Below are 10,514 nucleotides of genomic sequence, written 5' to 3' on the forward strand. Positions count from 1 at the left end.
GACCGGAGCTAGGCCAACAACCCGGCCACCACCGACACGGCGTGGGACTCCAAGAGCTCGAGGGCGCCGGGAGCCAAGGGCGTCTGCCAGGACTGATAGGCGCCGCGGTCGTACGCCTCGCGGGTCGGGAGGTACACGAACCCCGGGCCGTTCGTCAGGTTCATCACCACGATCGGCGTCTGGGGGAACCGCTCCCGCAGGGTCGTCTGCAGCCGCGAATAGGCCTCACCCGGATGCCCCACGATCACGGCGTCCCCGAGCCGCCAGGCCCACACCGGATGCGACACGGTCGGCCCCTCGATGTAACCGTCGCGGAGGTTCCGCGCTCGTCCGAGGCGCTCCTCCCGCGAGCGCGGGTCGATGTCCTTCCACTCCTCGGCGAGTTCGTCCAGGGTGGGCAGGTCGCGCAGCGGCAGCTCGACGGCCGAGACGACTCCCGCCGCCTCCTCGCCGCCGTCCGCCGGGGTCCCTGTCCAGATCGCGAGCGGAGCACCCGACTCCACGACACCGTCCAACGTCAGCTCCTCGCCGGGCACAGGCAAGCCGTCCAACGCCGAGAGCACCGCGTGCCCGAGCGCGCGTCCGTGCCGGTCGGCCACCGCCGCGTCGCCGGTGTACTGCTCCCGCGGGGCCAGCTCGCCCGACGCCCCCTGCACGAACAGGCACGGTGCACCGGTCGCGGCCTCCACGATCTCGCGCATCGCGCCGACGTAGTCCGGCGACACCTCGCGGTTCTGCCAGGCCAGGGTCGTCGGATGACAGGCGTAGTTCACCAGCGTCGCCCGCACCTCCCCGTCGATGCTGATCCGGCCGATGGTCACCGTGTCGTCGGCGGTGCCCTGGGGGTTGTAGCCGACGAGCGCGCGGCCTTCGAGGTCGAGCTCGCGCTCCGCCGCGAGGGTGCAGGTGCCCGTGGTCCACTCGATGAGCCCCGATCGCGCAGCCTCCAGCGCCTCCCGCCCGGCGGCGATTCCCGCGGCGGACAGCGCCTCCAGGTACCCCGGGATGAGCTCCCCGCCCGGCAGATGCGCGTCCGCGGCGCACAGCACGGCCCCGGCGTGGGTGTGCGAGAGCGAGAGCATGAGCTGATCGGGTTCGAAGCCCAGACCGTCGAGGATGGCGCCGCGCACGCCCTGCTCGTCGGCGACTCGGCGCCACCACGTGCCGTCGACGGCGAGGAGCACCCGGGGGCGTCCGTCCGCGGCCACCACCGCGAGCGCGGTCAGCTCGAACGGCCGGTGCGCCCCCTCGGAGCGCTCCCAGTCGGCCGGGCCCCAGTTCTTGGCGCGGATGCCGACGGGCGGCGTGATGTCGCGCCGGGCGACGCCGATGCCCGCCTGCGTGCGCGGGATGCGGATGCGGTCTCCGAGGTGCGTCGCAGCTGCCGTGTCGTTCACGCGTGGTCCTCCCTGATGTCCATGATGCCGTCCGTCACGCGCTCGTCAGCACGTCTGCGATGACGACGCGCGGTCCGGCCTCCGGTAGCGACGTCTCGACGCCGCGCTCGACGGTGTCGCTGTAGAGCAGCGTCGACGGCTCGGCGAATCCGTCCGCCAGCCGTAGTCGTCCGCCGACGAACTGGCTGCCGGTGACGCGGGCGTGGTTGACGCCGGTGCCGATGTCGAGGTGCGCCGCGCCCTTCGGCACCGTCGAGGTGACCCCGCTCACCCGCCAGGTGACGACGCCGGCACCGGCGGCCCTGCCCAGCAGAGCCCCGTCCGTGCGCTCCGTGGAGAGCTCGACCCCGTCCAGGGCGATGAGCTGGTCGCGCACGGCGGTCGCGCTCAGGCGCACGACGCGCACGGATCCGCCGCGGATGGTGACCTTGGCGGCGCCGAGCTCGAAGGGCGCACCCGGCGCCGGGCCGCTGAGGCGGCAGTCCACGAACTCGACCGGACCCGACCCGCGAGCCTTGACCCCGTCGATCCCGGTGATCGTGCAGTCCACGAAGCGGACGGGAGCCGTGACCGGGGTCTGCACGAGCACCTGGTCCTTCGGCAGCGCGAAGGTGGAGTCCGAGATCACGGTCGGTCGCGACGAGCGCTGCGACCGTTGTCCGATCGCCAGAAGTCCCGCAGTGCACCCTCGCACCTGGGCGCCGTCTGCGTTGATGGTCATGGACGCCTGCGGATCGAAGGTGGAGCGGCCGATCACGCGCACGTTCTCCAGCGTCAGATCGCTGATCTTGGTGCCGGCGACGAACCAGGAGCAGACGTGGTCGCGCACCGTGATGCGCTTGGCGGCGGTGCCCCACTGCGCGCCGGAGTTCGCGATGTCCATCAGACCCGAGTTGCCGATGAAGGTGAGGTCGTGCTCGTACTGCCCGTGCGTGGTGAACGGGTTGCCGCCCTGGTCGTCACCGTCGCCGTGGCAGTTCTCGACGATGCAGTAGGCGCTGGCGGTGAGGTCGTTCAGGTGCCGGGCGTTCGACGACGTGCAGTCGCTGACCCGTCCGTAGAGGCTGTAGATCTGCTGCGTGAGGTAGCCCGCGCCACCGTAGAACACGGTCGGCGGGTTCTCCACCGAGCAGCGTTCCGTGGTGAAGTGCGTGTTCCAGCGCCGCATGATCACGGGCCACCAGGTGCGGCTCGCGTGCACGTCGGCGACGTCGCAGTGGATCGCGTACTCGAAGGCGATCGGGTGGGAGCCGGTGAGCTCCCGAGAGTCGGGGAAGGAGCCGTCGGTGGGGCCGTCGAAGGGTCCGGCGCCGAGGAACCGCATGTTCGCGATGCGCACGCCAGCGACCGGTTCCATCTGCCGCCAGATGAGCTTCCGACCCTTGTCGAGCGGCCAGCCGTTGAGGTAGTCGATGCGGATATGGGTGCCGTCGATCTGCTGTGTCACCTGCACGAAGCGCTGGAGTTCGCGCTCGTCCGCCCCTCCGCCGGCGACGGGATCGCACTGCAGCGCCCACCAGGAGTCGACGGGGAACCGGGACGCATCGGGCACGGTGACCGCGTCGGTCAGCTCGGGCCAGGCGTCGGCCAGCGCATGCTCGACCACGACGTCCTTCGACACCCCGGTGAAGAACATCACAGCGCCGAACGGGTTGTCGTGACTGTTCGGCTCGATGCCGTCGGTCGTGATGACGTGTCCGCCGAAGTCGATCTCGAGGTACGACCGGCTGAACCGGTGCCGCCGCTGGAACAGCAGGTCGGTGCTCGCCTCGATCCGGCGGATGCGGGGATCGTTCACCATCGCCGCGAGCGCATCGTCGGCCGTGGTCTCCGGTCCCGCGATGCCGAAGACCCGGAAGTCGACGGTGCCGTCGTGCTGCAGCAGCCAGCGGCTTCCCCGCTTGCCGGCGATGACCGTACCGCCGTTCGCTTCGATCTTCGCGTTCTCGGCGCCGACGTAGACGAGCAGCCCGGCGTCGCCCGGCGTGCGGTACCCCGCGACGATCGCGACCTCACCGTCGCGAGCTCGGAGGCGGGACAGCTCGGCGACGGACTCCGCTCGTGTGAGATCTTTCGCACCTGCCACGACGGGAGCCGCCTGTGCGGGCGCCGTCACGGCGAGGGAGCCGGCCGCACCGAGTGCGACCGCACCGAGTCCTGCCATGAGGGCACGGCGACTCGAGGAGCGCACGGTCTCCTCCGGCACCAGGGGAGTCCGCGCGGTCATGAGAGCTTCTTCTCGGCCAGCAGCACCTCGGCGGGAACCGTGAAGTCCGCTCGCCGGCTCAGCACGAACGCGATGGTCGCCCCGAGCAACGTGAGTGCGGAGATCAGCAGCAGCCCCCAGATCGCGGATCCCGTGGTCTCACTGATCCACCCGATCGCATACGGCCCCGCGAAACCGGCGAGGTTGCCGACGGAGTTGATGAACGCGAGTCCGGCCGCGGCCGCCGTTCCCGTGAGCACCATGGGCGGCAGGCTCCAGAACAGCGGTGTCGTCGAGAACAGCGCCGACATGCCGACGCACAGGGCGGCGAGCGCGAGCACCGGTGTGCCCTGCGCCGCGACCGCGGCCATGAGCGAGAGAGCGGTGATCGACAGCGTGATGCCGATCTGCAGCGGGATGTTGCCCTGCTTCCTGGCGGCACGTTCCCACGGCAGCATGACCAGCGCCGCGCACAGGTTCGGCAGCGCGACGAGCCAGCCCGTCGTGGTGTTGGAGAAGTCGCCCATGCTCTTGACGATCGTCGGCAGCCACATGCCCAGCCCGTACGCACCGAACACGACACCGAAGAACAGCACGATCAGGGTCCACAGACGCCCGTTGCTGAACACCTCGCGCAGGCGCAGGCGCCCGTGCTTCTGCTCGGTCGCCGCGGTCTCGACAGCCAGGGTGTCGGTGATCCAGCGCTGCTCCGTCTTGTCGAGCCAGCGCGCGTCCTGCGGGCGATCGGGCAGCCAGAAGAAGACCACGAAGGCGAGGAGCACGGCGGGGATGCCCTGCAGCAGGAAGACCAGCTGCCAGCCGTCGAGCCCCCACATCCCGTGGAGTTCGAGCATCCAACCCGACAGCGGTGCGGCGACGGCGTTCGCGATCGGGTTCGACAGCACGAACACGACCAGCACCTGGGTGCGGTATTGCCGGGGGAACCAGAGCGTGAGGTAGAGGAGCACCCCGGGGAAGAACCCGGCCTCGGCGATGCCCAGGATGAACCGCGCGATCGCGAACTGCGTCGCATCCTGCACGAACGCGGTGAGGGCGGCGACGAGCCCCCAGGAGACCATGATGCGGGCGATCCACTTGCGGGCGCCGAACCGCTCGAGCAGGAGGTTGCTCGGCACCTCGAAGAGCAGATAGCCGATGAAGAAGATGCCGGCGGCGAACCCGAAGGCGGCCTCGGTGATCTGCAGCGCGGCCGTCATCTCGAGCTTGGCGAACCCCGCGTTGTTGCGGTCCATGTAGGCCACGAGGTACAGCAGCCCGAGGAACGGGCCGAGGCGCCAGATGGCCTTCTTCATGGCGGAGGCTCCGACCTCCGCGGGTGTGCGCGTATCGGGGGCGGTTCGGGTCCCGGACATGACAACTCCTTCGTCATCGGTGGATAGGCTTGCTATAGCATCTAGCAAATCCGGCGCCGTGTCCACCCATCGACGAAATGCCATAGCATCGATCGAACGATTGCGCGCCCGCTCGACCAGACGGCACCGTGCATCGAGAAGGGCAACCGAATGCGCAGCGTCTCGGATCAGAACATCGCCGAACAGGTGGCAGACGAACTGCGCACGGCCATCCATTCGGGAGAACTCGCCCCCGGCGAGCGGCTGGTCGAACGCAAGCTCGCCGATCGACTCGGTGTCAGCCACATCCCCGTGCGCGAGGCCCTGACCCGGCTGGCGGAAGAGCGCCTCATCACACGGGAACCCCGCCGCGGTGCACGCGTCGCTCAGCTCAGCGCACAGGACCTCGAGGAGATCTCCAGCCTGCGGATCGTGCTCGAGCAGTTCATGGCCATCCGCGTGCAGGAACGGTGGAACCAGGAATCCGCTGCGCGGCTCGGGGCCATCATCCAGTCCATGGCCGACGCCGCCCCTGGCGACATCGCCGAGGTGCTGCGCCAGGATCGCCTCTTTCACGAGACGCTCGCCGACCTCGCCGAGCACCGATTCCTCGACGAGGTGAGCGGCCAGCTGCGCGGTCGCATCACGGGCTTCATCCAGGCGGCCAACTCCGCGCTCGATCCCGCCGAGCAGGAGGAGCATGTGCGCAGCCACCAGCAGATCGTCGATGCGATCGCGAGCGGCGACCCCGAACGGGCACGCACCGTGATCGCCGAGCATGTCACCAGGGCCGTGCAGCGCATCACGCCGTCCGTCTCGGCCGAGTGAGCCGCACCATGACACCGAAGACCATCGTCCTCACCGGAGCCTCCGACGGCATCGGCGCCGCCGCCGCACGACAGCTCGCAGGACCTGCCCACCGCCTCATCCTGGTCGGCCGCTCCGCCGAGAAGACCCGTGCCGTCGCCGAGGAGACCGGAGCCGAGTGGTTCACCGCCGACTTCGCCCGGCTCGACGACGTGCGGGCGCTGGCCGGGAAGATCGCCGCCGCCGTGGGGGACACCGGCATCGACGTGCTGGCCAACAACGCGGGCGGCATCTTCGGCGATCGCACTCCGACCGTCGACGGCTTCGAGAAGACCATGCAGGTCAACCACCTGGCACCGTTCCTGCTCACGAACCTGCTGCTTCCGCGGCTGCTGCGGGCCGGAGGTGCGGTCATCAACACGTCGAGCATCGCCCATCGCCTGTTCGGGCACCTCGATGTCGACGACCTCGACAACACCCGCCGGTTCAGTCCGAACAAGGCTTACGGGGATGCGAAGCTCGCGAACGTGCTGTTCGCCAAGAGTCTGCACACGAAGTTCCACGCCGACGGACTGAGCGCCGTGGCGTTCCACCCCGGCACCGTGCAGACGAACTTCGCGGCGGACTCTTCGAGCGTGATGCGGCTGCTCTACCGCACGCCGCTCAGACATCTCGTGCTCATCGGCGCGGACAAGGGCGGCGCGACCCTGCGCTGGTTCATCGAGGGAACCCCCGATGAAACGTGGTTCTCCGGCGCCTACTACGACGAGCGTCAGCTGACCGCGAAGGTCAATCCGCAGGTGAACGACGCGGCTCTCGCCGAGGCGCTCTGGCAGCGCAGCGCCGAGCTCGTCGGCCTCCCCGCCGCTTAGGCCCGCCCCCTCGCCCCGCGGGCGGGAATCACCCTTCTCGCACCCTGGTCCACGGAATCGCCATATACTTGCCATGGAAAGTAAGCCAGTGGTCGTGGAAAGGATGCGCCGTGGACCTGCATCGACTCTTCGATGATGTGATCCGCTTCGAGATGGAGATCTGGGAGGCGGTCGACCGACGTCTCCGCGCCGAGCATTCCCTGCCGCTGAGCTGGTTCGAGCCCATGCGGGCCATCGACAGGATCGAGAACTGCCGGGCCTCCGACATCGCGACCGAGCTCTCGATCACCGAGGGCGGTACCAGCAAGCTGGTCGCTCGCATCGAAGCAGCGGGCTACTGCGAGCGCACACCGAACCCCGACGACCGACGGGCCTCGTTCATCACGCTCACGCCGGCGGGCAAGGACATGTTGACGATCGCGACCGAGACCTTCGGCAGAGAGCTGGAGCCGTGGTTCCAGAGCGTCTTCGCCGCCGACCTTGAGCACTTCGCCACCACGCTCGCCACCCTTCGGGTGCGCAAGCCCGTACCGACGACAGGAGTCACCCCATGACCGAGATGATGCGCGCGATCGTGCTCGACACACCGGGCCCCGCGGAGGCGCTCACGATCCGAGAGCTGCCGATTCCGACACCGAGCGAGGGCTGGGTGCTGATCCAGGTGAAGGCGTTCGGCCTGAACCGCTCCGAGCTGCACACCCGGCTCGGCCTCGCGGAGGGCGTCACCTTCCCCCGCGTGCTCGGCATCGAGGCAACGGGCGTCGTCATCGACGCACCCGGTGGCGAATTCACCCCCGGGCAACAGGTCGTGGCGGTGATGGGCGGGATGGGACGCACCTACGACGGCGGATACGCCGAGTACACCTGCGTCCCCGCGACCCAGGTCATCGCTTTCCAGAGCAACCTCGACTGGGGCACCCTCGGCGCCGTTCCGGAGATGCTGCAGACCTCCTATGGATCGCTCACCGTGGGGCTCGATGCCCAGCCCGGCCAGTCGATCCTGATCCGCGGCGGCACCTCGTCGATCGGGATGGCGACCGCGGTGCTCGCGAAGCAGCGCGGAATGACGGTCTTCTCGACCACACGCAACCCGAACAGGGCCGACGCCCTCACCCGCATCGGCGTCGACCATGTGCTGATCGACGACGGCGACGTGCAGGCGCAGGTCAGAGCGATCCTGCCCGACGGCGTCGATACGGCCCTCGAGCTCGTCGGAACACCCACCCTGCCGGACACGCTCCGCTCGACCCGCGTACACGGCGTCGTCTGCTTCACCGGGATGCTCTCGAACCAGTGGACCGTGAAGGACTTCTACCCGATCGAGTACATTCCCCGCGGCGTGCGCCTCAGCGCCTACGGCGGAGGCGCGGCCGACCTGCCGCCGACCGTGCTCCAGGGCTTCCTCGACGCGGTCGCGGCCGGCGAGGCCACCGTGCCGATCGACCGGGTCTACGCGTTCGACCAGATCGCCGAGGCGCACACCGCGATGGAACAGGGCACCGCCGTCGGCAAGCTCGTCGTACTCACCGGCCTCTGACCCGCTCCCCCGCGCCGCAGGCATCCGCGGCCCGCCGAGTGCACGGGTTCTCGCCGAGTGCACGGCTCCTTCACGTCGAGAAGCCGTGCACTCGGCAACATCCGGTGCGCTCAGCGCTGGGTCGCGGGGCAGGTCGCAGGGGGCAGGTCGCGGGTCCGGGTCAGACCACGAGGTTGGCCGTGTCCACCACGCGCGGGCCCTCCGTGGGGAAGGCAGTGCGAGTCACACCCGACTCGACGTTGCCGGTGTGAAGCAGCGTGGACGAGCCCCCGAACGCCGCGTCCGCCAACTCCAGTGCGCCGCCCTCGAAGCGGCTGCCGACTGCTCGGTAGTGGGTCGCGCCCTTCGTGACCGAGACGTGCGTCGCGGCCCCCTCCGCGCGGAAGGTGCTGTCGCTCAGCGTCAGGTGCAGCTCGCCGTCGCCGGTGCGTGCGACACCGATGCCGCCCTTGTTCGCGACCTCCGATCCCGCGATCTCGACCGCCTGACGCTCTGCCCTCGCTGCCGCGATACGCACGTTGCGGAGCGTCGCTCCCTCGAAGCGCAGGCGCTCCGACGACGACGCGATCGGCGCGGCATCGTCGGCCGCCGTGAGTGTCGAGCCGCGGAACGTGACCGCACCTGCACCCGCGATCTTCATGCCGCCGACCCGATCGAGCACGGTGTCGACGAACGTGACCGGCGTCTTCACCGTGGCGTTGGTGAGCTCGCCGGGGGCAACGAACGTGAAGTGCGAATCCGTGATGGTCGTCGGCCGTGCCGAGTTGTCCGAGGCCTGCGTGATGATGAGCGTGTCAGACGCGGTGCACCCCCGCAGCTGCGCGCCGTCGGCGTTGATCCACAGCATCCCGGAGCCCGCGAGCGACGGCTTTCCGATCACCTGGACGTCTTCCAGGGTGAGGTCGGTGATGCGCACGCGCGCCACGAACCACGAGCACACGTGCTTGCGCACGGTGATGCGCTTGGCCGCAGAACCCCAGGCTGCACCGGAGTTCGCGAAGGTCATGAGGCCCGAGTTGCCGGTGTAGGTGAGGTCGTGCTCGTACTGGCCGTGCGTGACGAACGGGCCCTGGTCATCACCGTCGCCGTGGCAGTTCTCGACCAGGCAGTAGGCGCTCGCGGTGAAGTCGTTCAGGTGCCGGGCGTTCGCGGTGTGGCAGTTGGCGACGTATCCGTAGAGGCAGTAGATCTGCTGCGTCAGGTAGCCCGCTCCGCCCCAGGTGACCGAGGTCGGGTTCTTCAGCGTGCAGCTCACGGTCGAGTAGTACGTGTTCCAGCGCCGCTGGATGAGCGGCCAGAACGTGCCCGTGCCGTCGATGTGGTCGACGTCGCAGCGCACCGCGTACTCGAACGCCAGCGGGTGCGAGCCGGTGTACTCGTCGGTGCCGGTGCCGAGGAACTTCAGGTTCGAAACCGTCACGTCCTGCACCGGCACGACCCGTCGCCAGGTCATCGTGCGATCCTTACCGAGCGGCCAGCCGTTCTTGTAGTTGATGCGGATGTGCGTGCCGTCGACGATCTGCGTCACCTGCACCATCCGCTGCAGCTCGCGCTCCCAGCGACCCGACAGCGCGTTCACCTCGGCGGCATACCAGTCCCCGACCGCGAAGAACGAGGAGTCGGCGACCGGGAAGATGTCACCGAGGTCGGGCACGACCTCGCCGAGCTTGGCCTCCTGCACGGCATCGGTCACCTCGCCGCGGAAGAACATGACCGCGGCGAACGGATCGTCCTTGCCGGCGTTCTCGATGCCGACGGTGGTCATGAGGTGTCCGCCGAAATCGAAGGCGATGTTCGATCGGGAGAACTTGTGGCGACGAACGAAGTTGAGGGGGCTGTGCCCCTCGACGCGATGGATGCTCGCGTCGTTCACCATGGCGTCGAGGGCGTCGTCGGCGTTGACGCTCGCATCCATGATCCCGAACATCCGGAAGTCGACGACCCCGCCGTGCACGAGCAGCCAGGCACCACCCTTGGGAGCGGCGAGAACGGTGCCGCCGTTCGCCGCCGGAGCGTCCTTCTTCACGAAGCGGTACAGCCCCGCACCGCCGTCGCCTGCCGTCGCGTATCCGGTCGTGCGGGCGAGGTCGCCGTCCTTGCCCTTGCGCTTCACAAGGTCGGTCGCCGTGCCCGCGTTGGCCACCGACGACGATCCCGAACTGCCCTGCGCCACGATGGGCCCGGCGGCCTGCGCGGGGGTCTGGGTGCTGACCGCGGCCACGCCGCCGATCGCCGCAGCACCGAACCCGGCGAGCAGCATGCGTCTGCTGCGCAGAGCAGCGGTCTCGTTCCTCTCCTGCGAGTCGATTTCCTGCGGGGCCTTGCTCAATTTCTGGGCCATGC

Annotated in this window: 8 protein-coding genes; 4 read left to right on the top strand and 4 right to left on the bottom strand. The window is 69.2% G+C overall.

What is annotated here, in order from left to right:
• Positions 1-8: 8 nt before the first annotated feature.
• From MOX01_RS00345 to MOX01_RS00355, 3 genes are read right to left on the bottom strand one after another with little or no spacing between them, the layout of a single operon-like run.
• A complete protein-coding gene (locus tag MOX01_RS00345) occupies positions 9-1,397 on the bottom strand; it encodes a hypothetical protein (RefSeq protein WP_141368036.1) in 1,389 nt (462 codons plus the stop codon).
• 34 nt (positions 1,398-1,431) lie between these two features.
• Entirely contained in the window at positions 1,432-3,624 is a 2,193-nt protein-coding gene (locus MOX01_RS00350) for a peptidase C14 (RefSeq protein ID WP_230977755.1), read from the bottom strand.
• Positions 3,621-4,976, bottom strand: coding sequence for an MFS transporter (locus tag MOX01_RS00355; protein ID WP_141368037.1), 1,356 nt, complete (start codon positions 4,974-4,976; stop codon positions 3,621-3,623). The genes MOX01_RS00350 and MOX01_RS00355 overlap by 4 nt, the downstream gene beginning before the upstream one ends.
• 150 nt (positions 4,977-5,126) lie before the next feature.
• Here MOX01_RS00355 and MOX01_RS00360 point away from each other — a divergent pair, with 150 nt between their 5' ends.
• The 4 genes from MOX01_RS00360 to MOX01_RS00375 all read left to right on the top strand — a co-directional run bounded on the left by MOX01_RS00360 (position 5,127) and on the right by MOX01_RS00375 (position 8,171).
• A complete protein-coding gene (locus MOX01_RS00360; RefSeq protein WP_046748137.1) occupies positions 5,127-5,783 on the top strand; it encodes a GntR family transcriptional regulator in 657 nt (218 codons plus the stop codon).
• 8 nt (positions 5,784-5,791) lie between these two features.
• Complete coding sequence (locus MOX01_RS00365; protein ID WP_061016070.1) at positions 5,792-6,634, top strand: SDR family NAD(P)-dependent oxidoreductase; 843 nt, start codon at positions 5,792-5,794, stop codon at positions 6,632-6,634.
• A 110-nt stretch (positions 6,635-6,744) separates the two neighbouring features.
• The gene (locus tag MOX01_RS00370) at positions 6,745-7,188 is read left to right on the top strand and encodes a MarR family winged helix-turn-helix transcriptional regulator (RefSeq protein WP_197429177.1); all 444 of its coding nucleotides are present in this window, start codon (positions 6,745-6,747) and stop codon (positions 7,186-7,188) included.
• A complete protein-coding gene (locus MOX01_RS00375; RefSeq protein WP_174799740.1) occupies positions 7,185-8,171 on the top strand; it encodes a zinc-binding alcohol dehydrogenase family protein in 987 nt (328 codons plus the stop codon). Before MOX01_RS00370 ends, MOX01_RS00375 begins: the two co-directional genes overlap by 4 nt.
• Before the next feature lie 160 nt (positions 8,172-8,331).
• Here the strand turns inward: MOX01_RS00375 and MOX01_RS00380 are convergent, their stop codons facing one another.
• Complete coding sequence (locus MOX01_RS00380) at positions 8,332-10,512, bottom strand: peptidase C14 (RefSeq protein WP_141368038.1); 2,181 nt, start codon at positions 10,510-10,512, stop codon at positions 8,332-8,334.
• Positions 10,513-10,514: the final 2 nt, after the last annotated feature.

The organism is Microbacterium oxydans, assembly GCF_006540085.1.
Lineage (GTDB): Bacteria > Actinomycetota > Actinomycetes > Actinomycetales > Microbacteriaceae > Microbacterium > Microbacterium oxydans.